We start from the raw sequence: 20,678 nt of genomic DNA, 5'->3' as shown, positions 1-20,678 counted from the left end.
CAGTGGGGCCAGTAGGGCCAGTAGGGATCCGCGGGACCCGTAAGACCCGTAAGACCCGTAGGGGCCCTGACCCCGAGGCTCGGCCCCGTCCCGGCCAGTTGCCCAGTCATCCTACAACTGATCGATTCATCGTACACGGACACAGAGACGGACACGGACACGGACGAGGGCAAGGGCAAGGGTGCGGCCCGCCGCCCGCCCCCTCACCCCACCCCACCCTCACACCCCGATATCCCGCTCCTGGATGTCCGCCAGGGATTCGCGCCGTACGAGAAGGCGGGCATGTCCTCCCGTGACGGCGATGACCGGCGGGCGGCCGACGAGGTTGTAGCCGGAGGCCATCGAGAGGTGGTACGCGCCGGCGACGGGGACGGCCAGCAGATCGCCGGGGCGGATGTCGCCGGGGAGCTGGGCATCGGCGGCGAGGACATCGCCGGCCTCGCAGTGCCGCCCGACGACGGTGACGGGTTCCGGCGTGGCCGCCGAGGCGCGGCCGACCAGCCGGGGCGCGTAGCGCACCCCATACAGCGCGGGCCGCGGGTTGTCGCTCATCCCGCCGTCCACCGCCACGAAGGTGTGGGCGCCGGTCCGTTTGACGGACAGCACCCGGTAGAGGACGACCCCGGCCGGGCCCGCGATGGCGCGGCCCGGTTCGATGGCGAGCCGGGGCACCGGCAGCCCGGCCGCCGCGCAGCCGCGGGCCAGTTCGGCGCGGATCTTGGTGCCGAGGGCGCCGGGGTCGAGCGCGGGCTCGCCGGGGCGGTAGGCGACGCCGTGGCCGCCGCCGAGGTCCAGTTCGGGCAGCGTGCTGCCGTGGTGCTCCCGGACGCGGGCCAGCAGGCCGATCAGCCGTCGTACCGCCGACAGATAGGGCTTCACTGTGGTGATCTGCGAGCCCAAGTGGCAGTGCAGGCCCGTCAGTTCGAGGCGTGGCTGGCTGAGCACCCGGGCGATGGCGTGCTGCGCGGAGCCGTCGGCGATGGACAGGCCGAACTTCTGGTCGTCGGTCCCGGTACGGATCTTGGCGTGGCCGCCGGCGGCGATCCCCGGTACGACCCGGATCAGTACCTTCTGGCGGCTGCCCGCCGGGACCGCGGCGGCCAGCCGGGCGATCTCCGAGGTGCTGTCGATGACGATCCGGCCGACGCCCAGCCGCAGGGCGGCCCGCAGGTCGGCCGGGCTCTTGGCGTTGCCGTGCAGCACGATCCGCTCGGGCGGAAAGCCGGTGGTGACGGCCAGTTCCAGCTCGCCGGCGGAGCAGACGTCCAGCCCCAGGCCCTCCTCCTGCACCCAGTGCACCATCGCGCGGCACAGGAAGGCTTTGGCCGCGTAGTAGACCTCGGTGTCAGGGAAGGCCCGTAGGTAGGCGCGGCAGCGGTGGCGCACTTCGTCCTCGTCCAGGACGTAGGCGGGGGTGCCGAAGCGGTCGGCCAGCTCGGTGAGCGGGACACCGCCGACGGCGAGGTCGTCATGGCCGACCGGTGCCGTGGACGCGGGCCAGATGGACCGCGGCTCGCTGCCGGACGGTGGTCGGGCGGCGGTGCGGGGCGGGGGCGCCACGGCGGTGGCCGGTGGCGGTTGACCGGCCTCGTGGCCGGCTGGCGGCAGAGTGCTGTGACTCATCGCGGTCACCCCTCCCTCAGGCGGCCCGTAGGTGAGGGCTACGGGGAGCGTCAGGGACGTATCGGGGGTCCACGGTCAGGGCCGTGGCCCCTACGGGGTCGGCCAGCGCACGCAGCGCGGGCTCGGAGAGCCTGACCCAGGGCTGGCCGCCGCCGAGGGCCGCGGCCAGCCGCTGGGGCGAGGTGAAGGCGACGGCGGTACGGCCGCCGAGCGGAGTGCGGAACAGGCGGGCCGTGCAGCCCGCGGGGCCCGACCGGACGGGGACGAACAGCGGTCCGGCCGGGACACGATCGGCAGGCTCGGGATCTTCCGCGTTCAGATGGTGGGACACGGCGTTGCTCCTCGGACGGAACTCGGCCCCGGACCGGTGGGAAACGCGTATGCCGGGACTCGGCTCTGACGCTATGCCCGGTGAACGGGGCACTCCGCCGGTCGCTGACGTGTCATTGACGGGTTGCGGCCGCTACTTGACGCGATGCTGCCGCCCGGTGGCCGATTGTGCGGCGGCGGTGACTCCGGGCGTCCGGTATCCGGCATCCGGCTCCCGCTTTCGGTATCCGGCTCCGGCCCCAGGCACCCGGCCCAGCCCGGCCCGGCCCGGCCCGGCCCGGCCCGGCCCGGCACGGACCGGCCCCGCCGGCCCCCGTCCGCCACCCGGTCCATCGCCCGTGGACCGCCGCGCTTGACCTTGACACTGTGGAAAGCACTCCACTGGAAGGCGTCATGTTCACCATCGGAGACTTCGCCCAGTACGGCCGTGTGTCGGCCCGCATGCTGCGCCACTACGACGCGATCGGGCTGCTGCGCCCGGCCCGTACCGACCCCGTCAGCGGCTACCGCTTCTACGAGGCGGCCCAGCTCGCCCGGCTCAACCGCATCATCGCCCTCAAGGACCTCGGGTTCAGCCTCCAGCAGGTGGGGGCGATCCTGGCCGAGGAGGTGAGCGTGCCGGAGCTGCGCGGGATGCTGCGGCTGCGGCAGGCGGAGCTGGCGGCGGCGCGGACGGCGGCGGAAGCGCGGCTGGCGCAGGTCGAGGCGAGGCTCCGGACGATCGAGAGTGAGGGACGCATGTCTGCCGACGATGTGGTGGTCAAGCGCACCGGAACGGTCCTGCTCGCCGAGCTGCGCGGGACCGCCGCCAGTTACGGGCCGGAGGACATCGGCCCGGTGATCACGCCGCTCTACGCCGAGCTGTGCCGGCTGCTGGAGACGGCGGGGGTGACGCCGGCGGGGCCGGGGCTGGCGTACTACGAGGACGTACCGGAGCCGGGCGGGGGGAGCGGGCGGCCCGCCGGGGGGAGTGACGGAACGGACGCCGTCGTCGTGCACGCGGGGATGGTGATCACGGAGGAGGCGCTGGCGAAGGCGGGGGCGACGGCCGGTGACACCTCCGGCCGCCCCGGGACCCCCGCCGCCACCGGCCTCGGCTTCGACATCGTCACCCTCCCCGGCCTGGACAGCGCCGCCACGGTGGTGCACCGCGGCCCGATGAGCCGCATTCTGCCGACCGCCCAGAATCTCGCGCACTGGATCGACGACAACGGCTATCGCTCCGCCGGGTACGCCCGCGAGCTGTATCTGGAGTGCCCGCCGGACCAGGAGAAGTGGGTCACGGAGATCCAGGAGCCGGTGGTCAGGGCGTAACACCCGGCCCGGCAACCCCGCCTGGCACCGGGCCACCCGAGGCCGGACGCCGGGCGTCACCTCCGGCCGGAAAATCCAGGTGCCCCGCCCGACCACCCGCCGCCCCACAACACCCGCCGCCCACGCCCCCCTTCAGCCCGTCGTGGTCTCCTCGCCCGCCGCCGCCCCGCCGAGCCCCGCGGTGACCGTCTCCGCGAACGCCACCGCCGCCGGGCTCAGCGCCGCCCACCGGCGGACCGCCCAGCCGGTGGCCAGCGGGGGCAGGCCGGCGATCGGGATCAGCCGCAGGGCCGGCCGGGCGGTGGCCTGGAGGCCCGGCAGCCGGGGAACGACCGCATGGCCGACGCCGAGTTCGGCCAGCAGCAGGGCGGTGTCCCAGTCGGCGACGCTGGTGGTGCTCGGGGCCGGCGCCGGGCCGGTGTCCTGGTGGCCGAGGTGGCCGTCGAGGCGCATCCGGGAGGTGGAGTTCTCCGGCAGCCGTATGTGCCGGATGCCGGCCAGCTCGCCGGGCTCGATGCACTCCCGGCCGGCGAGCGGGTCATCGGCGGGTACGGCGAGCACCCACGGCAGGCGGACCACCGGATGCTGCTCGATACCGCGCACCGGTGGGCCGATGGTGATCCAGGCCAGTTCGGAGCTGCCGTCCGCGACCGCCTCGAAGCAGCGGCTGCTGGAACTCTCGGTCCGGAACTCCAGGTTGACGTGCGGATGGCGGGCGCGGAAGGCGACCACCGCGTCGGCCATGAAGTGCCGCACGGTCGTGGCGCCGGTGGTCACCCGGACGGTGCCGCCGTCGCCCGCGCGCAGATCGGCCAGCCGGCGCAGCGCCAGATCCAGCCCGCTGAGGCCGTCCGCGGCCGCGCGGTGCAGGATCCGGCCCGCCTGGGTCGGTGCCACCCCGCGTGGCCGGCGTTCCAACAGGCCGATGCCCGCCGCTCGTTCGACGCGCTTGATGCGCTGGCTGACGGCCGATTGGGTGCACCCGAGGTCGCGGGCGACGGCGCTGAGGCTGCCCGCCTCGCACACGGCCACGAAAGCGCGCAGGTCATCGAGGGTCACCGGCTCACGGTAGCGCCAACCCAAGCCATGGCTAAGGGATGTGAAAGGAGATCAGAGGATTGACTTGGGTGTGCGGGCGCGGCGAAGATCGTCGCAGGGCCCAGGGCGGCAACCCGGAACCGCGTACGGCCGTACGGTTCCGGGTGCCGACCCGTATGCCCGGCGTTTACTCCGCCCGGCCCCGAGCCGTCCCTGACGCGACCCCGATCCGTCCCCCGAGCGGGCCCTGATCCGTCCCGCTCCGGCTCTGCTGTCCTTCCGTCGCCGACCGGTGGCCCCGCACGACGACCAGGACCAGCACCCCGCCCGCCGACGCCACCACCCCCGAGATCAGCAAGATGTCGCTCAGCCCGGCGACATGGGCGGCGGCCACGGCCGTACGGGAGGCCCCGGGCCGGAGGCCGTGCAGCGCGTCGGCGAAGACCGTGCCGAGGGCCGCGATGCCCAGTGCGTAGCCCAGCTGCCGGGAGGTGTTCACGGCACCGCTCGCCATCCCCGCCCGCTGCGGGGGCACCGCGCCGAGCGCCGCCGAGACCAGGACCGGCATCGCCGCCCCGATGCCCAGCCCGCTCACCGCGAGGCCGGGGACCAGCGCCGCCCAGCCGGCACCGTCGTCCAGCAGCGCGTACTCCAGCAGCACCCCGGCGCCCACCAGCAACAGGCCGATACCGACCGGGAGGTGGGGCGCCATCCGCTGGAGCCGCCGGCCGCCCAGCGCACCGACCAGCAGGGACATCAGCGCCATCGGCGTCACCGCCAGGCCCGCCCGCACGGGGCTCAGGCCGAGGACGTTCTGCACCCACAGCCCCACGAAGGTGAGATACGGGAAGGCCGCGGCCTGGAGCAGCAGCGCCGCCGCCAGCAGCGCCGCGAACGACGGGCGGCGCAGCAGTCCCAGGTCCAGCAGCGGCCGGTGCACCCGCCGTTCGACGACGAGGAACACCAGCAGTGCCAGCGCCGCACCGCCGAGCGCGGCGAGCGTCCCGGACTCCGTCCAGCCCTGCTCGCCGCCGCGGATCAGCCCGTAGGTCAGCGCGCCCGCGCAGGCCGTGAAGGACGCGGCGCCCGGCCAGTCGATCCGGGCGGTGGGGTCGCCGGGCGACGCGGGCACCCGGCGCATCGTGATCCACACCGCGACGGCGGTCAGCGGCAGATTGACCAGGAAGATGGCCCGCCAGTCCACGTACTCGGTGAGCAGGCCGCCCAGTACGGGGCCGATCGCGGCCGCGGCGCCGCTGGTGCCGCCCCAGACGCCGAACGCCACGCCCCGGTCCCGGCCCTGATAAGCGGCCATCAGCAGCGGGGTGTTGGTGGCGAACATCGCCGCCGCGCCCACCCCCTGCACGGCGCGGGCCGCGACCAGAACGCCCGCGTCCGGGGCCAGACCGCAGCCCAGTGAGGCGAGCGCGAACAGCGTCAGCCCGGCGACGTACAGCCGGCGCCGCCCGTAGAGGTCCGCGGCCGAGCCCGCCACCATCAGCAGCGCGGCCAGCGCCAGCGCGTAGATGTCCATCACCCACTGGAGCGAGGTGAAGGTGGCGCCCAGGCCGTCGGCTATCCGGGGCAGCGCGGTGTTCACGATCGTCACATCGACCAGCAGCAGGAAGTTGCCGAGGGTGATGGCGGCCAGCGGCCACCACTTCCCGGCCGGTCCGCCGCCCGGCTCCCCGCCCGCGCCCGGCGCCCGGCCGCCCGCCGCGGTCCCCCTCTCGGGTGCGCTCCGCATTTTCTTTCCTCCGTTCGTAGCGGCCGGTACCGGCGGCCGGCGCCGCCCGAAGGTCCGGCCCGGCCCGCCGGTTCGCCGGCCGGCGTCCCGTATTGCCGACGCCACGGTGCGGCCGGCACCGTCCGCACTCCCAGCCACCGCGTGCCCGGCGGCGCAATCCGACACGGGTTAGCCTCGAACGGTGAAATCCGACGGGAAGCCGGCCGCGGCGGACCGGGGGAGCGGCACCGGTGCGGTTCCCGGCGGCCCCACCGGTTTCGACGACCTCGATCACCGGCTGATCCATGCCCTTCAGCTCGACGGCCGGGCGCCGTTCAGCCGGATCGCCGCCGCGCTCGGGGTCTCCGACCAGACCGTCGCCCGGCGCTACACCCGGCATCGCACCCAGGGCGCGCTCAAGGTGCTGGGGCTGCCCGACCCGCAGGCGCTGGGCGAGGTGCAGTGGCTGGTGCGGGTGCAGTGCGCACCGGACGCCGCGGTCGCCGTCGCCGAGGCGCTGGCCCGTCGCCCGGACACCTCCTGGGTCAGCCTGATGTCCGGCGGCACCGAGATCTCCGCGGTGTGCCGGGCGGCGAACGGCGACCACAGCGATCTGCTGCTCCAGAAGCTGCCCCGCACCCCGAGCGTCATCGGGGTGACCGCCCACTGCCGGCTGCACCAGTTCTTCGGCGGCCCCCAGGGCCTGATCAACAAGTCCGGTGCGCTGACCGACGAGCAGATCGCCCGGCTGAGCCCGCCCCCGCCGGCCCCGGCCGCCGCCCCGGTCACGCTCACCGACGCCGACCGCCGGCTCTTCGATGCCCTCGCCCGGGACGGCCGCACCCCGCTGGCCGAACTCGCCGCTGCCACCGGCTGGTCACCCACCACCGTCCGCCGCCGCTGCACCGAACTGCGGGCGACCGGTGCCCTGTATTACGACGTCGATTACGACCTGGGGCAGTTCGGGTACGGCGTGATGGTGGCCCTGTGGCTGTCCGTCGAGCCCGCCCGGCTCGCCGCCGCCGGCGAGGCGATGGCGGCCCACCCGGAAGTCGGCTACGCCTGCGCCACCACCGGCCCGCACAACCTCTTCGCCTCGGTGCTCTGCCGCGACGTCCGCGCCGTCTACACCTATCTGACGACCCGGGTGGCGGCGCTGCCCGGCGTACGGGCCATGGAGAGCGCGCCCCGCATCCGGCACCTCAAGGGGCCGGGACCGCTGTTCTCCGCCGGCCCCGCCGCCCCGGGGCGCCGCCGGTGAGGCCGCCGGCCGAGCCGCCGCGCGGCGGCCGACGCCCGTCCACCGTCAACCCCCTGACCTGGGCGAAGGACTGGGTACGCAGCAGCCCCGGCACCCATATCTGGCTGCTGGTCATCGGCATCACCAGCCTGGTCATCGCCGCCGCCTCCGAGGGGCTGGGGCAGTTCCTGGTCCACCGCACCAGCAGCAACATCCACGAGCTGAACGAGCATCCGCTGCCGTCGCTGCTGATCAGCGGCTTCTGGATCGAGCGTCCCGAGTCCTTCCTGCTCTATGCGGTGATGTTCGAGCTGCTGCACGCCAACGTGGAGCGCTGGACCGGGACCGCGCGCTGGCTGCTGACCGTCGGCGGCGCGCATATCGCCGCCACCCTCGCCAGCCAGGAGCTGGTCCTGCTCGCCATCGAGGGGCACCGGCTGCCGCGTTCGATGACCCATGTCGTGGACATCGGGGTCTCGTACGGGCTGGCGGCGGCCGCCGGGGTGCTGACGTACCGGCTGCGGCCGCCCTGGCGCTACGGCTACCTCGCCGGGGTACTGGTCTTCTTCGGCGTTCCGCTGCTGACCGGGGCGACCTTCACCGACTTCGGCCATGCCATCGCGCTGGTCATGGGCTTCGCGGCCTGGCCGCTGACCCCGGCGGCCGCCGAGGAGCTGCCGCCGGAGGACGGGACGGGCCCCACGGACCGGGCCGCCGGGCCGCCGCCGGAGCAGCGGCCGGAAAGCCCTCAGGAGAGGTAGAGCCGCTCCAGCACCACCGCGACGCCGTCCTCCTCGTGGGAGGTGGTGAACTCGTCCGCGACGGCCTTCAGTTCGTCATGGGCGTTGGCCATCGCCACCCCGTGCGCGGCCCAGCCGAACATCGGGATGTCGTTGGGCATGTCGCCGAAGGCGATGGTGTCCTTGGCGGTGAGGCCCAGCCGGCGGGCGGCCAGCGACAGTCCGGTGGCCTTCGACAGGCCCAGCGGCAGCAGTTCGACGATGCCCTCGCCGGCCACCGTCACCCCGACCAGATCCCCGGCGACCTGACGCGCGGCCAGGGCCAGCGCATCGTCGTCCAGGGTCGGGTGCTGGAGGTAGACCTTGTTGACCGGGGCCGCCCACAGGTCGGCGGGGTCGTCCATCAGGATGCTCGGCAGCGGGCCTTCCTGGACGCGGTAGCCGGGGCCGACCAGCACCTCGCCCTCCAGACCGTCCCGGCTCGCCGCCAGATGGAGCGGGCCGACCTCGGCCTCGATCTTGGCCAGCGCGAGACCGGCGAGCTGGCGGTCGAGCGTCACCGACGTCAGCAGCCGGTGCTCCCCGGCGTGGTAGACCTGACCGCCCTGTCCGCACACCGCGAGGCCCCGGTAGTCCAGGGCGTCGAGGATGTGCCGGGTCCAGGGCACGGCCCGGCCGGTGACGACGATGTGCGCCGCGCCCGCCGCGGTGGCCGCGGCGAGCGCCCGGCGGGTGCGCTCGGAGACGGTCTCGTCGGCGCGCAGCAGCGTCCCGTCGAGGTCGGTCGCGATGAGCTTGTACGGCAGCGGGGTGCCCGCGGCCGGAGCGGGTGCGCTCACTTGGCGACGGGCTCCAGGATCTCCCGGCCGCCCAGGTAGGGGCGGAGCACCTCGGGGACGCGCACGGAGCCGTCCGCCTGCTGGTGGTTCTCGAAGAGCGCCACGATGGTGCGCGGGATGGCGCAGAGCGTGCCATTGAGCGTCGCCAGCGGCGAGACCTTCTGCTTGCCGTCGACGTTCTCCCGCATCCGGACCGAGAGGCGCCGCGCCTGGAACTCGTCGCAGTTCGACGCGGAGGTCAGCTCGCGGTACTTGCCCTGGGTGGGGATCCACGCCTCGCAGTCGAACTTGCGGGAGGCGGAGGCGCCGAGGTCACCGGTGGCGACATCGATGACCTGGAAGGGCAGCTCCAGACCGGTCAGCCACTGCTTCTCCCAGTCCAGCAGCCGCTGGTGCTCGGCCTGGGCGTCCTCCGGCGCGACGTAGGAGAACATCTCGACCTTGTCGAACTGGTGGACCCGGAAGATGCCGCGGGTGTCCTTGCCGTAGGTGCCGGCCTCGCGGCGGAAGCACGGCGAGAAACCGGCGTAGCGCAGCGGCAGCTTGGCGGCGTCCACGATCTCGTCCATGTGGTACGCGGCGAGCGGGACCTCGGAGGTGCCGACCAGGTAGTAGTCGTCCTTCTCCAGGTGGTAGACGTTCTCCGCGGCCTGGCCGAGGAAGCCGGTGCCCTCCATGGCGCGCGGACGCACCAGGGCGGGGGTCAGCATCGGCGTGAAACCGGCCGCGGTGGCCTGTGCGATGGCGGCGTTCACCAGCGCGAGCTCCAGCAGCGCGCCGACGCCCGTGAGGTAGTAGAAGCGGGAGCCGGAGACCTTGGCGCCGCGCTCGACGTCGATGGCGCCGAGCAGCTCGCCGATCTCCAGGTGGTCCTTGGGCTCGAAGCCCTCGGCGGTGAAGTCGCGGATCGTGCCGTGCGTCTCCAGGACCCGGAAGTCCTCCTCGCCGCCGACCGGGACGTCGGGGTGGACGAGGTTGCCGAGCTTCCGCAGCAGCGACTGCGTCTCTTCCTTGGCCTCGTCCTGGGCGGCGTCGGCGGCCTTGACGGCGGCGGCCAGCTCACCGGCCTTCTTCAGCAGCTCGGCCTTCTCGTCGCCGGCGGCCTTGGGGATGAGCTTGCCGAGCGACTTCTGCTCGGCACGCAGCTCGTCGAAGCGGACGCTGGACGACCTGCGCCGCTCGTCGGCGGAGAGAAGCGCGTCGACGAGCTCGACGTCCTCTCCACGGGCGCGCTGGGACGCGCGCACACGGTCGGGGTCCTCACGGAGCAGGCGAAGGTCAATCACCCCCCCAGGCTACCGGGGCCACGCCCCGCCACTCGACGCCATATTCCCCGGCATACCAGTTTGTCCGTTTTGGGGTTGTTTATTCCCTTAGGGGTGGGGCACGAAAGGCGGTGCGGAATTCCCGCGCATTCCGTGCCGCGGGGGTGGCCGGTGTGCCCCCTTCGCCGGGTCCGTCGCAACTCCTTCACCGCGTCCGTGACGGGGTTTTCGCGGCATCCGCGGCGATGATCCACTGTGTGGACAACGGGAGTTGGACGGGCGCCGGGGCGGGGTGCGGACCCTGAGTTATCCCCCGTGAACCGCCGGTTGTCCACAGGGGGCGGGGTTTTCGGGATTCTTATCCACAGGCTGTGTGTGAGATCTGTGGAAGTCGGAGGTGATCATTCCGCTCCCGAAATGCTCGGCTATGGATTCCCTGTCCAAACGTTGTTCACGCACTCTTTCGTGTGGGATTGCCTCGCCCTAAAGGATTGATCAGGTGAATTGTGCTGACGGTGCCCGACGTGGGGTGCTGTGGAACGGTGTGGGGTCAGTAGGGCGATATGTCGACTGTGTCCGACTCTCATGTCGACTTACCCACAGGTCGAGAACCGGCCCTGTGGATAACTTTGTGGATAACTCGAAGGTCTTCCAAAGTCGCAGGTCGTGCTCTTCCGCAGGCCCCGCCGGCCCGGCCGTGCAGCCTCGTCGGCGGCTCAGCTCCGCCCGTCCATGCAGCGCGCCAGCCAGTCCGACGCGTCGGTGAACGCCGTGTCGGTCATCTCCGGCCGTACGCTCGCCGTCACCTCGTCCGCCCGGGGGTACGAGCCGAGGAAGCGCACCTCCCGGCAGACCCGCTTGAGGCCCATCAGCACCTCGCTGACCCGCCGGTCGGTGATGTGCCCCTCGCAGTCCACGGAGAAGCAGTAGCGGCCGATGCCCTCACCGGTCGGCCGGGACTCGATGCGCATCATGTTCACCCCGCGCACCGCGTACTCCTGAAGCAGTTCGAGCAGCGCACCGGGGTGGTCCGCGCGCAGCCACAGCACGACCGAGGTCTTGTCCGCGCCCGTGGGCGCGGCGGGCCGGGCCGGGCGGCCCACCAGCACGAAGCGGGTGGCCGCGTTCTGCGCGTCATGGATGTCGGTGACCAGCGGCGTCAGGCCGTACGTCGCCGCCGCGAACTCGCCCGCGAACGCGCCGTCGTAGCGGCCCTCCTGCACCAGCCGCGCGCCATCGGCGTTCGAGGCCGCCGACTCCCATACGGCTTCCGGGAGTTGGGCCGCCAGCCACTTGCGCACCTGCGGCTGGGCGACCGGGTGCCCGGTCACCGTCTTCACGTCACTGAGCGCCGTACCGGGGCGCACGAGCAGCGCGAAGGCGATCGGCAGCAGCACCTCGCGGTAGATCATCAACTGCTCGCCGGAGGCCAGTTCGTCGAGGGTGGTGGTCACCCCGCCCTCGACGGAGTTCTCGATCGGCACCAGTGCCGCGGCGGCCTCACCGGCCCGCACCGCGTCCAGGGCGGCGGGCACCGACACCATCGGCGTCAGCTCACGCGTCGCCGCCTCGGGCAGGGTGCGCAGCGCGGCCTCCGTGAACGTGCCCTCGGGGCCCAGATAGGTATAGCGGCTGGCCGACATGGATAAGGACTCCCTCGCGTAACTGCGGGGGCACCCCGCCGATCTTCTCCCTGCCCTGCCACGATACCCAGCCGCTCCGGCCCCCGGCCGGTACACGGGAATACCGCCACCCCCCACCCCGTTGTGGCCCCCGAGGGGGCGCTCCCCTCCCCTACGGCATCCGTTCGACCCCTCCCTAAGGCCCACCGCGCCGCCGCGCCCAGGCCCTAGGGGACACTCCTCCGGTACCCCGGACCCCAGGCCCAGGGGGAACCCCTCCGGAGCCCAAGCCGCAGACCCCAGGACACCAGGTCCCAGGCACCTGGTCCCAGGCACCAGGACCCCTGGCGGCTACCCCTCCAGCAGCGGCTGCCCGACGTAGCCGTCCCGCTCCGCGGCCGGCGGGACCGCGAACAGGCCGCTCGCCTCGTGCCGCAGGAACGGCGAGAGCGCGTCCCCGCGGTCCAGCTTCCGCTGGACCTGGGTGAAGGCGCGCAGCGGATCGGCCTGCCAGCAGACGAAGAGCAGCCCGGCGTCCGGGGCGCCGTCCTCCCGGAACCCGTCGTGGTACGAGAACGGGCGGCGCAGCATCGCCGCGCCCTGGTTGGATTCCGGCGCCGCGATTCGCGCATGCGCGTTGGCCGGGATGACCGGCAGCCCGTCCGGGCGGTTCGCGTCCAGCCGCATCGGGGTGGTCTCGGAACCGCCGGTCAGCGGCGCCCCGTTGTCCTTGCGGCGCCCGATGACCTTCTCCTGATCGTGCCGGGAACGCTTCTCCCAGTCGTCCAGCAGCATCCGGATCCGGCGTACGACGGCGTACGAGCCGCCGCGCATCCATGCCTGGTCGGCGTCCCGCCCGACGAAGATCCGCTCATTGAAGTCCTTGTCCGACGGCTTGGGGTTGTTGGTGCCGTCGATCTGGCCCATCAGATTGCGGGTGGTCATCGGGTGCGCGGTGGCGCCCGGAGTGCGGTTGAAGCCGTTCATCTGCCAGCGCAGCCGCGCCCGGCCGGCCGCGTCCTTCTGGAGTGCGCGCAGCGCGTGGAAGGCGACCAGTGCGTCATCGGCGCCGATCTGGATCCACAGATCGCCGTTGCTGCGCGCGGGGTCCAGGGCGTCGGCGGAGAAGTCGGGCAGCGGGTCGAGCTCGATGGGGCGCCGCTTCGTCAGGCCCGTACGGCCGAAGAAGCTGTGGCCGAAGCCGAAGGTGACGGTCAGCGAGGACGGGCCCGCGTCGAGGGCGACCCCCGTGTCGGCGTCCGGGGCCCGGCCGGCCATCAGCTCCTCGGCCGTCCGCGACCAGCGGCGCAGCAGCGCCGCGGCGGCCTTGCGGTCGGTGCCCGGTGCCAGGTCGAAGGCGACGAGATGGCCCTTGGCCTGCAACGGTGTGGTGATCCCCGCCTGGTGCCCGCCGCCGGCCGGCCGGAACGGAACCCGGGTCGAGCCGACGGTGGCCAGAGCCTCGGGGGCGTCGTCCCGTGCCGCCGAGACCGCGGCGGCGCCCCCGGCCCCGCCGACGACCAGCCCGGCCGCGCCCGCCGCGCCGACGGTGCCGAGCAGCCGGCGGCGGGAGAGTTCCTTGGCGGGCGACCCGTCCGTCTCCGGTGCCGGGGCGGTGGCCGGGGCGGGGACGCGACCGCCGCCCGTCTTGGTGGGCCCGCCGCCCGTCTTGGTGGGCCCGCCGCCCGTCTTGGCGGAACCGGCGCCGGAGTCCGTGCCGGGGGTCTTCCGGCCGGTGGTCTGCTGCGCGGGGGCCTGCTTCGCACCCGGCTGCTGCGCCGCCGCCTGCTGCGACGTGTCCTGCTTCGCGGCGGCCGGCTTGCGGGCGGTCTGCTTACGGGGGGTCTGCTTGCTCATGAGCCGATCTTCACGTTCTTGATCTCGGTCACCTGGTCGATGTCAGAGGTGCGGACGACCAGCGACAGCTGCCACTTCCCGGGGACCGGCAGCTGGATCCCGCTCGCGCGCCACCGGCCCTTGCCGGTGTGCCGGGTGGTGACCGACAGCGGGCCGAGCTTCTTGGCCTTCTGGGTGAAGGAGACCTTCACCTCGGGGACGTCCATGGCCTTGCCCGAGGGGTCGCTGATTCGCAGCTGAAGCGTATTGGCGCGGCCGCTGCCGCCGGGGGCGAGGCCGATGCGCGCGGTGCCCTTGCCGTCCGGGCCACCGGTGTCGAACGGGATGGTCAGCGACTGCGGCCGCGCGGCCTCGGCGGACTGCCCGCCCGAGGTGGCCTTGACCGCCGCTTCGGTACGGGCCGGCTCGGTGGCGGTCAGCGCCGTGGTGACCACGAGCACGACGACCGCGACCGCCGCCTCGGCCAGCACGGACCGGCGCAGTCCCAGCCGCTCGGGGTCGGCGTCCCGCTGCCGCTTGGTCCGGGCGGTACGCGCCGCGGCCTGCTGCCGGGCGAGTTGGGCGGCGCGGGCGGGGTCGGGGGCCGGGGAGCCGTCGTCGGAAGGGCCGTCGTCGGTGGCGGGGGTGTCGTGGGGGGTGGGTGTCTCGTCGGAGGCGGGGGAGGACCCGCTCTTCGGGGAGGAACCACTAGGGGAGGAACCACTAAGGGAGGAACCACTAAGGGAGGAACCACTGGGGGAGGAACCACTAGGGGAGGGGCCGCTCTTCGGGCCCGCGCCGGCAGTGGCGGCCGAGACACCGACGGTCGCCTTCTCCGCTTCCCGCTCTTCCCGCTCTTCCCGTTCCCGCTCTTCCCGCACGTCCTGCTCGGCCGCCTGCTCGGCCGCCTCCCCGGGATCCTGCTCCGCTTCCTGCCCGGCTTCCTGCTCGACGTCCTCGGCCTTCTCCGCCGCCCGGAGTTCCGCCGTCCGTACCTGCCCCGCCGGTACCTCCGCCAGCAGCCCCGTCCACCGTCGCGACAGCCAGGCGATGCCGACGAGCACCACGACCAGCGCCACCTTGATCAGCAGCAGCCGCCCGTAGGCGGTGTCGGTCAGCGCGCTCCAGGTGCCGACCTGCCGCCAGGACTGGTAGAGGCCGGTGGCCACCAGCACCACTACGGAGCCGAAGGCGATCCGTGAGAAGCGGCGGACGGCGGCCCGCTCGACGGCCGGGCCCCAGTACAGGGACACCACCAGCGCCGCCAGCCCGCCGAGCCAGGCCGCGACCGCCAGCAGATGCAGCACATCGACCGGCATCGCCACGGCGGGCTGGAGCCCGGTCGAGGCGTGTTCGGCCATCGCCCAGGTCGCGGCGAGCCCGGTGGCGACGATCACGCCGCCGAAGCCGAGACCGAAGGTGAGGTCCTTGCGCCGCCTGGCCTCCTCGGCGGCACCCACGCCCTCCTCAGCGGCATCCGACTCCCCCGGCTGCCCCGACCCCTCCGGCTCCGCGGACTCCTCCAGCTCGTCCGCCTCTCCCGGCTCGTCCGCCTCCCCCGACTCCTCCGCCCCCGCCACCTGATGCGCCCGCGCATACGCCCCGAAGAGCACCGCCACGAACAGCGCCGCGGCGGCGAGCAGCAGCAGCCGGGAGACCAGCGCCGCGCCCGGCTTGGTGATCAGGACCTGCTGGAGGCCGCCGAGGTCGAAGACATCGGCGAGATCGCCGGACCCCGTGTACGGGGTGCGCAGCAGCAGCATCACGACGGTGGTGCCGGTCAGCAGCGCCCAGCCGTACACCACCAGCCGCTGTACGGACCGTACGAGAGCGGCGGCGGGCCGGCAGGCCACCACGAAGGCGGCGCCGCCGGCCAGCAGCACGAACCCGGCGTAGGCCAGATAGCGGGCGATGCCGTAGAGCGCGCCCACCAGGCCGCCGCCGGCCTCCTGTTGGGGAACCGGGGCGGTGGTCTTGGAGGGGGCGCCGATGGAGAAGGTGAAGGCACCGGACACCGGGTGGCTGTCGGCGGAGACCGCCTGCCAGGCGACGGTGTAGGTACCGTCGCGCAGCCCGGACGGCAGCCCCGCGCCGTATTTGACGACGCGGTTGCTGCTCAGATTCCGCAGCTTCTTGTCGTCCACCCGCTTGCCCTGCGGGTCCAGCACTCTGATCGAGTCGTCGCCCATCGCGACGCCCTCGGAGAAGGTGAGCGTCACCTGCCCGGGGGCGCGGTCCGCCACCGAGCCCTGCGCGGGGGTGCTGCCGGTCAGCGCGGCGTGCGCCGAGGCCGGTGTGGCACCGCCGAGCCCGCCGAGCAGCGTGCCGGCCAGCGCGAGCGCGACGACCAGCAGGCGCAGCACGGCGGACCGTCGCGGGCGAAGCCCGGTGGTGACCATAGTGATCGCTCCCCTTACTCCGTTGTCGCGGCCGGCCGGTGCGGTGCTTCCGGCCGCGGCTGGTTACTTCGGACCTGTGTGTTCTCCGATGACGGGACAGCCCTTAGTGGTGCGGCTAGTGCTTCGGCTGGTAGTCGGCGGCCTTGACCGGGATGGACACCCGGATCGGTTCGGCGTGGGCGAAGTGCAGCTGGACGGTGACGACGTCGTTCTTGGTCGGCTTGCTCTTCAGCCCCATGAACATCAGGTGGTTGCCGCCGTGGCCGAGCCGGAGCGTGCCGTTGGCCGGGATGGGCAGCGATTCGACCCGCTCCATCTTGGTGCCCACGGTTTTGTGGATCGAGATGTCCTTGGCCAGGTTGGTGGTGACCGAGGTGAGCTTGTCGGCGGTGTCCGTGTTGTTCTTGACGGTGAAGTAGGCGCCGGCCATGTCCTGGTTGACCGGCTGCGGCATGTACGCGTCGACGGCCTCGAGCTTCGGTGCGCCGTCCCCGCCGCAGCCCGCCAGCGCGAGTCCGGCCGTGAGGGTGAGGGCGGTGGCCAGGGTGATGCGGCGGTTCACGGGTTCTGCCCCTTGATGATCTTCGGAAGTGCCTTGGTGAAATCGTCGGAGGTCGCCTTCTGCATCCCCATCCAGTGGATCTTGTCGTCCTTGGGGGAGGTCAGCAGCACCTGCGCGCCATGGGTGGAGACGACATCGCCGTTCTTCTTCTTGACCGGCTTCTCGATGCCGATGTTCACGCTGCGCGCGCCGCCCTGGATGGTGTCGAAGCTGCCGGTCAGCCCGACGAAGTCCTTGTTGATGCCGCCGAGCCACTTCTTGAGGGCGGCCGGGGTGTCGCGCTCCGGGTCGGAGGTGACGAAGAGGACCCGCAGGTCCTGCTGTTCGGCCTTGGGCAGCTGCTTCACCGCGACCGCGATGTTGGCCATCGTCAGCGGGCAGACGTCCGGGCAGTTGGTGTAGCCGAAGTAGATCAGGGTCGGGTGGCCCTCGGTCTTCTTCAGCAGGTCGTACTTGGCGCCGTGGGTGTCGGTCAGGACCAGGTCCGGCTTCGCCAGCGGGCTGTCGAGCGTGATGATCGACTTGCTGGCGGTGCCGCCGGACACCACCGCGGCGGGCTTGCTGTCGTCCCCGCCGCAGGCGGTCAGGCTGAGTGCCGCGGCCGCCGTGAGGGCGGACGCGAGCAGGGTCGTTCTACGCATTGCAGATAAATCCCGTGAGTTGTGTCCCGGGTGTCCGGGAAGGGGCGTCGGGCCGGCGCGCGTCGGGCGCCGGCCCGTCGGTGCTCAGACGCTGCGGCGCCGGCCGGCGAACACTCCGAAGCCGACTCCGATGATGCCGACGACGATGCCGACGGCACCCAGGACGCGGGCCGTGGTGTCGCTCGCGGGGGCGTCCTCGGTGGCCGCGGCGTTCTTGAGGTGGTCCTTGCCGCCGCTCTTGTCGTCCGCGCCGGCGGCGCCGTGGCCCTCCTCCTCGGCCGCGGTGAGCTTGAGGACCGGTGCCGGGCTCTCCGGCTCCGGGGCGCCCTCCTTCGTCGGCTCGATCCAGCGCACGACCTCCTTGTCGTCGTACGTCTGGAGCGCCTTGAAGACGACCTGGTCGGTGTCCTCGGGCAGCATGCCGACGGAGACCGGGAACTGCTGGAACTGACCGGGCTCGACGCCCTTGTCCTCCGCGGTCCAGGTGATCTTCGAGGGGGCCTCGCTGATCTTCTCGCCGTGCATTTCGAGCGGCTTGGCCAGCTTGGACTTCTTGACGTTCACCTTCCAGCCGGGCACCGGCTGCGGCATGACGGACGCCAGCGGGTGGTCGGTCGGCAGCGTGACCTCCAGCTTCACCGTCGACGCGTCGTCCCGCTCATTGGGCACCTTGAAGTTGACGGTCGCATAGCCGCCCTTGGGGGCGGTGCCCGTCGGCTGCACGCTGACGTGAGCGAAGGCCGGGGCTGCGAGCAGCACCACACCGCCGACCGCGGCGGCGCCCACGAGCGGCAGCCGCCGGGCGAGCCGCCGGGCGCCGGACGCGTCCGACTGCTGCTGCGGCGTCTGCGTCATCTTCGAGATCTTCGACATCGGAAAAACACTCCACAGGAAGGAGAAAGGTGCTGGTGACGGTGTAGCGGGCGCGCGTGCGGTGACGCCGCGCGAGCCCGTGCCCCTGTCCTGTGGGAGCGTGCTTCGCGCGTGGTCAGGCCGCGAGGGCCAGGGTGGGTGGCCCTCGCCTGACGACACTGTGGTGGAGTGCGAGGTCCTTCGGGCCGGGTTTGTCATCCCCGTACGAAACGGGGGCGCGCCGCGCCTCGTCGTGCGCCGCTCCGAGGCCCATGAGCAGGGCGCGGACCAGCACGAGCGCCCTGCGCACCGCACCGGCCAGGGTCTGGACGGTCGTCTCGTACGCCGCCGGGGCCGACAGCCGCACCAGCCGCCACAGCGCGGCCTCGCCCCGCCGCAGCAGCCAGCCGACGGCGAGCGCCGCCAGCAGATGCCCCAGCAGCATGGGCAGCGACGGCAGCAGACCGTGCATCACGGGGTCGGCGGTGGCCGTGGCCCCGGCCGTCCCGTGCCCCGCCGGTGCGGTCACGCCGGCGGCGGAGGCCGCGTCGAAGCCACCCGAGCCGAGCACCCGGCGCGCCTGCGCACCGTCCAGCCGGCCGGTGCCGAGCCCGCACATCACATGACGGGCCATGCTGATCGCGGCCTGGTCCGAGAGCCCGCCGACGCCGGAGCCGCTCCGCGCCACGGCGGGTGCCGGCTGCTGGCCCCAGGCGAACAGCGCATGCAGGGCGAGCTGTCCCACGGCGAGCCCGACGGCGATCCCCGGCAGGGTGCGTTCCCGCCCGGCCAGCGGCGCCGCGACCGCGAACACCGCGGCGGCGGCGACGCCCAGCGTCCACAGCGGGACGGTGGCGCAGGAGGCGAGGATGTGCCCGCCCGCGGACAGCGCGACGCAGACCGCGGTGAAAACCGCGGCCCTCAACAGCCGGAGATCGGCGGCTGCGCGCGCTGTGGAGGCGGGCGGTGGAGTCATGGCCGCGCCATCATCCCACTGGTCCCGCGGATCTCCGACGGCAGGTCGGAGTCAAGGGGCGCCCGGCGGGGCGTCCGAGGAGGCAGGCAGGGCGCGCGGCGGCGCACGGGCGGCGCGGCACCTACACCGATGCGCTCACTCTTCGCATCCGCCGAATGAGCGGTATCACGTCCCGGACATGCTTACGGACCTTGCGGCGCGGCAATAGGTATCGATATGTCGAGCCGCGGCCAGGAGGCTGGAGCGATGAGCATCTGGTGGTCACTCCATTTGCGGCGCGAGGCTGCGAGCGTGCCGCTGGCCCGTCGCCTGCTGCTGGGCACGATGGAGACCGCGGGCGTGGACCCGGACATCTGTTACGACCTGTCGGTGGCCCTCTCCGAAGCCTGCGCGAACGCCGTCGAGCACGGGGGCGACACCACCGAGGACTACCGCGTCACCGCCTTCATCGACGGCGACACCTGCCGCATCGAAGTCACCGACTCGGGCCCCGGCTTCCACCACCGCCCCGCACCCGCCCCACCCCATACGGCGACGGACCGCCCCCTCCCCCCGGCGGCCCCCGTGCCCACCCCCGCGCAGGCTCCCGAGTTTGCCGAGGACGGCCGGGGGCTCTTTCTGATCGAGGCCCTCACCGACCACGTCCGCTACCGGAATCGCACGGGCCGCCCCGGCGCGGTGGTCAGCTTCGACAAGATCCTCAAGTGGCGGGAGGGCGCGGCGCTCCCGATGGCGTCGTGATCACCGGCCCTGATCGCCGGCCTTGATCGCCGGGCCTGAGCCCCGACCTTGATCACCGACCCTGATCCGGCCCGGATCGCCCACCCTGATCAGCGCCCCTGATCGCCCACCCTGACCGCGATGCCGTCGAGCACGCAGTCGAGCCCCGTCTCGAACTGCCAGGCCGCGTCGTCCTTGCGCACGGCCCCGAGGGCGTAGCGCCGGTAGGTCGGGTAGCGGCCGGTCTCCATCAGGTAGGTCATCTGCGGGGCGAGCGCACGGCGGGACTCGTCACCGCTGGTCCAGCCGTTGTCCTCCATGTACTGGTGCAGCGCCGCCTCGGCCTGCGTCGCGCCGTGCACATAGGCGTTGACCGCGCGGAAGGCGGCCATCATCGTGTCGGTGTCCATGCCGTGGCCGTCGAGCGCGGCCAGCTGGCGTTCCGCGGCCGCCATCCGGTTCGGGGTCAGGACGAAGTGCGGCGTGGGCAGTTGGGCCAGCCAGGGGTGCCGCAGCATCATGGCGCGGCTGCCCAGCGCGTAGCCGCGCAGCACGTCACGCCAGCCGGTCACCTCGTCGGGGACGGTGAGTTCGGCCATGACCTGGTCGACCATCAGCGCCCACAGGTCGTCCTTGCCCGAGACATGGCGGTAGGCGGCCATCGGGGCGACGCCCAGCTCGGTGGCGAGGCGGCGCATCGTGACGGCGGCGAAGCCCTCGGCGTCGGCGACCCGCACGCCCACGGCGGCGATCTTCTGCGGCGTCAGCGCGGCGCGGGGAGCCGCGGCGGGACGCTCCAGGCGCTCCCACAGCACGGGCGCATCCGCCTCCCTGCTCTTCTTCTGGGCTGCCATGCGTGAGCTCCTCTCCGGCCGGCTTTCGTGTACAGCGTATCGCCGGTGGACGGTGTACACAGTGCCGTGTACGTTGTACGCGTCTGGATACGCCGTACACA

General features: G+C 72.9%; 18 protein-coding genes. 4 read left to right on the top strand and 14 right to left on the bottom strand.

The features are described from left to right. Window positions 1–219 precede the first annotated feature (219 nt). Complete coding sequence (lysA, locus tag ACFWJW_RS10335) at window positions 220–1,623, bottom strand: diaminopimelate decarboxylase (RefSeq protein WP_387237545.1); 1,404 nt, start codon at window positions 1,621–1,623, stop codon at window positions 220–222. 16 nt (window positions 1,624–1,639) lie between these two features. Further along, window positions 1,640–1,954: an SAV_915 family protein gene (locus tag ACFWJW_RS10330; RefSeq protein ID WP_387237542.1), complete on the bottom strand. Its 315-nt coding sequence runs from the start codon at window positions 1,952–1,954 to the stop codon at window positions 1,640–1,642. 392 nt (window positions 1,955–2,346) lie between these two features. Between ACFWJW_RS10330 and ACFWJW_RS10325 the strand changes: the two genes are divergently transcribed. Beyond that, window positions 2,347–3,267 carry a MerR family transcriptional regulator gene (locus ACFWJW_RS10325; RefSeq protein WP_387237539.1) on the top strand — a complete coding sequence of 307 codons (921 nt, stop codon included), beginning with the start codon at window positions 2,347–2,349 and terminating at the stop codon, window positions 3,265–3,267. Between the two features lie 132 nt (window positions 3,268–3,399). Here the strand turns inward: ACFWJW_RS10325 and ACFWJW_RS10320 are convergent, their stop codons facing one another. Further along, complete coding sequence (locus ACFWJW_RS10320; protein WP_387237536.1) at window positions 3,400–4,326, bottom strand: LysR family transcriptional regulator; 927 nt, start codon at window positions 4,324–4,326, stop codon at window positions 3,400–3,402. A 166-nt stretch (window positions 4,327–4,492) separates the two neighbouring features. Further along, complete coding sequence (locus ACFWJW_RS10315; protein ID WP_387237533.1) at window positions 4,493–6,052, bottom strand: MFS transporter; 1,560 nt, start codon at window positions 6,050–6,052, stop codon at window positions 4,493–4,495. A gap of 181 nt (window positions 6,053–6,233) precedes the next feature. Between ACFWJW_RS10315 and ACFWJW_RS10310 the strand changes: the two genes are divergently transcribed. Next, entirely contained in the window at window positions 6,234–7,292 is a 1,059-nt protein-coding gene (locus tag ACFWJW_RS10310) for an Lrp/AsnC family transcriptional regulator (protein WP_387237530.1), read from the top strand. A 53-nt stretch (window positions 7,293–7,345) separates the two neighbouring features. Then, entirely contained in the window at window positions 7,346–8,032 is a 687-nt protein-coding gene (locus ACFWJW_RS10305; RefSeq protein ID WP_387237815.1) for a rhomboid-like protein, read from the top strand. Here ACFWJW_RS10305 and ACFWJW_RS10300 read toward each other — a convergent pair. From ACFWJW_RS10300 to ACFWJW_RS10260, 9 genes are all read right to left on the bottom strand, one after another. Beyond that, a complete protein-coding gene (locus ACFWJW_RS10300) occupies window positions 8,020–8,850 on the bottom strand; it encodes an HAD family hydrolase (protein WP_387237527.1) in 831 nt (276 codons plus the stop codon). The two genes, ACFWJW_RS10305 and ACFWJW_RS10300, sit on opposite strands and share 13 nt — an antisense overlap. Then, window positions 8,847–10,136: a serine--tRNA ligase gene (serS, locus tag ACFWJW_RS10295; protein ID WP_387237524.1), complete on the bottom strand. Its 1,290-nt coding sequence runs from the start codon at window positions 10,134–10,136 to the stop codon at window positions 8,847–8,849. The genes ACFWJW_RS10300 and serS overlap by 4 nt, the downstream gene beginning before the upstream one ends. Before the next feature lie 695 nt (window positions 10,137–10,831). Beyond that, a complete protein-coding gene (gene pheA / locus ACFWJW_RS10290) occupies window positions 10,832–11,758 on the bottom strand; it encodes a prephenate dehydratase (RefSeq protein WP_387237521.1) in 927 nt (308 codons plus the stop codon). Window positions 11,759–12,088: 330 nt separating this feature from the next. After that, the gene (efeB, locus tag ACFWJW_RS10285; RefSeq protein ID WP_387237518.1) at window positions 12,089–13,594 is read right to left on the bottom strand and encodes an iron uptake transporter deferrochelatase/peroxidase subunit; all 1,506 of its coding nucleotides are present in this window, start codon (window positions 13,592–13,594) and stop codon (window positions 12,089–12,091) included. After that, window positions 13,591–15,972: a copper resistance protein CopC gene (locus tag ACFWJW_RS10280; RefSeq protein ID WP_387237515.1), complete on the bottom strand. Its 2,382-nt coding sequence runs from the start codon at window positions 15,970–15,972 to the stop codon at window positions 13,591–13,593. The genes efeB and ACFWJW_RS10280 overlap by 4 nt, the downstream gene beginning before the upstream one ends. Before the next feature lie 115 nt (window positions 15,973–16,087). Further along, a complete protein-coding gene (locus ACFWJW_RS10275) occupies window positions 16,088–16,534 on the bottom strand; it encodes a copper chaperone PCu(A)C (RefSeq protein WP_387237512.1) in 447 nt (148 codons plus the stop codon). Continuing rightward, the gene (locus ACFWJW_RS10270; protein ID WP_387237509.1) at window positions 16,531–17,175 is read right to left on the bottom strand and encodes an SCO family protein; all 645 of its coding nucleotides are present in this window, start codon (window positions 17,173–17,175) and stop codon (window positions 16,531–16,533) included. The genes ACFWJW_RS10275 and ACFWJW_RS10270 overlap by 4 nt, the downstream gene beginning before the upstream one ends. A gap of 84 nt (window positions 17,176–17,259) precedes the next feature. Continuing rightward, window positions 17,260–18,048, bottom strand: a complete 789-nt coding sequence (locus tag ACFWJW_RS10265; protein ID WP_387237506.1) for a YcnI family protein — start codon at window positions 18,046–18,048, stop codon at window positions 17,260–17,262. Window positions 18,049–18,163: 115 nt separating this feature from the next. After that, window positions 18,164–19,003 (bottom strand): hypothetical protein, encoded by an 840-nt coding sequence (locus tag ACFWJW_RS10260; protein ID WP_387237503.1) that lies wholly within the window; start codon window positions 19,001–19,003, stop codon window positions 18,164–18,166. 246 nt (window positions 19,004–19,249) lie between these two features. Here ACFWJW_RS10260 and ACFWJW_RS10255 point away from each other — a divergent pair, with 246 nt between their 5' ends. After that, window positions 19,250–19,744, top strand: coding sequence for an ATP-binding protein (locus ACFWJW_RS10255; RefSeq protein ID WP_387237500.1), 495 nt, complete (start codon window positions 19,250–19,252; stop codon window positions 19,742–19,744). 89 nt (window positions 19,745–19,833) lie between these two features. Here ACFWJW_RS10255 and ACFWJW_RS10250 read toward each other — a convergent pair whose 3' ends face one another. Next, entirely contained in the window at window positions 19,834–20,577 is a 744-nt protein-coding gene (locus ACFWJW_RS10250; RefSeq protein WP_387237497.1) for a TetR/AcrR family transcriptional regulator, read from the bottom strand. Between the last annotated feature and the right edge of the window lie 101 nt (window positions 20,578–20,678).

It is taken from the genome of Streptomyces sp. NPDC127097 (assembly GCF_042724075.1).
Taxonomy (GTDB): domain Bacteria; phylum Actinomycetota; class Actinomycetes; order Streptomycetales; family Streptomycetaceae; genus Streptomyces.
The sequence above is the reverse complement of the archived record's forward strand: the minus strand, read 5'-3'. Positions and strand labels throughout refer to the sequence as shown.

Bases quoted from the DNA above. Each gene is read 5' to 3' on its own strand.
- ACFWJW_RS10250 (WP_387237497.1), bottom strand. From the start codon at position 20,577: ATGGCAGCCCAGAAGAAGAGCAGGGAGGCGGATGCGCCCGTGCTGTGG.
- ACFWJW_RS10270 (WP_387237509.1), bottom strand. From the start codon at position 17,175: ATGCGTAGAACGACCCTGCTCGCGTCCGCCCTCACGGCGGCCGCGGCA.
- pheA (WP_387237521.1), bottom strand. From the start codon at position 11,758: ATGTCGGCCAGCCGCTATACCTATCTGGGCCCCGAGGGCACGTTCACG.
- lysA (WP_387237545.1), bottom strand. From the start codon at position 1,623: ATGAGTCACAGCACTCTGCCGCCAGCCGGCCACGAGGCCGGTCAACCG.
- ACFWJW_RS10255 (WP_387237500.1), top strand. From the start codon at position 19,250: ATGAGCATCTGGTGGTCACTCCATTTGCGGCGCGAGGCTGCGAGCGTG.
- ACFWJW_RS10280 (WP_387237515.1), bottom strand. From the start codon at position 15,972: ATGGTCACCACCGGGCTTCGCCCGCGACGGTCCGCCGTGCTGCGCCTG.
- ACFWJW_RS10260 (WP_387237503.1), bottom strand. From the start codon at position 19,003: ATGACTCCACCGCCCGCCTCCACAGCGCGCGCAGCCGCCGATCTCCGG.
- ACFWJW_RS10265 (WP_387237506.1), bottom strand. From the start codon at position 18,048: ATGTCGAAGATCTCGAAGATGACGCAGACGCCGCAGCAGCAGTCGGAC.
- ACFWJW_RS10315 (WP_387237533.1), bottom strand. From the start codon at position 6,052: ATGCGGAGCGCACCCGAGAGGGGGACCGCGGCGGGCGGCCGGGCGCCG.
- ACFWJW_RS10325 (WP_387237539.1), top strand. From the start codon at position 2,347: ATGTTCACCATCGGAGACTTCGCCCAGTACGGCCGTGTGTCGGCCCGC.
- efeB (WP_387237518.1), bottom strand. From the start codon at position 13,594: ATGAGCAAGCAGACCCCCCGTAAGCAGACCGCCCGCAAGCCGGCCGCC.